The organism is Algibacter aquimarinus (assembly GCF_039543265.1).
Lineage (GTDB): Bacteria > Bacteroidota > Bacteroidia > Flavobacteriales > Flavobacteriaceae > Algibacter_B > Algibacter_B aquimarinus.
Map to the genome: position 1 here is coordinate 1 of NZ_BAABJK010000015.1, position 577 is coordinate 577.

Genomic DNA, 577 nt, shown 5'->3' on the forward strand with positions numbered 1-577 from the left:
CGTTGGCATTAATTTGAGAAATGACCGTAAAAGTAACAGACAAAGTTGACCAAAAATCTTATGACAGAGTTGTCGAATTATTGGTGGAATATAACAAGAGTAAAACTGAACAGTTTGCTAATGAAATTAATAAACCGATTGAAATAATTGTTAGAGATGATAATAATGAAATCATTGGTGGACTTTATGGACGTTCAATTTGGGGAACATTGGAAATAAAAACTTTTGTTGTAAAACCTGAAAAGAGAAACAACGGAATAGGAAAAAAATTAATTCTCGAAGCGGAAAAAGAAGCGAAAAAACGAAATTGTAGATTTATAAGTTTAGATACGTTTTCATTTCAAGCACCTGAATTTTATGAGAAACTCGGATTTGAAAAAATTGGAACGGAAACTGATTTCCCAAAAGGATTTGAAAAATATTATTACCGAAAAAGTGTTTAAAAACTAATGCCAACAATGTATAAAAATAATTGCTACATTAGTGCTTAAACAAAGGTAGTTGCAATTTTGTTGCGTCTGATTTTCCTGCGGAAAATCCTTGCACACAAAACCGCAACTATTCTTATACGAGACCG

At 31.4% G+C, this 577-nt stretch carries 1 protein-coding gene; it reads left to right on the plus strand.

Annotated elements, in window-relative coordinates:
- The first annotated feature begins 20 nt into the window (after nt 1-20).
- Nucleotides 21-443, plus strand: a complete 423-nt coding sequence (locus ABD939_RS15540; protein ID WP_298554585.1) for a GNAT family N-acetyltransferase — start codon at nt 21-23, stop codon at nt 441-443.
- The last annotated feature ends 134 nt before the right edge of the window (nt 444-577 follow it).

Coding starts and splice junctions, on each gene's coding strand:
- ABD939_RS15540 (WP_298554585.1), top strand. CDS start 21: ATGACCGTAAAAGTAACAGACAAAGTTGACCAAAAATCTTATGACAGA.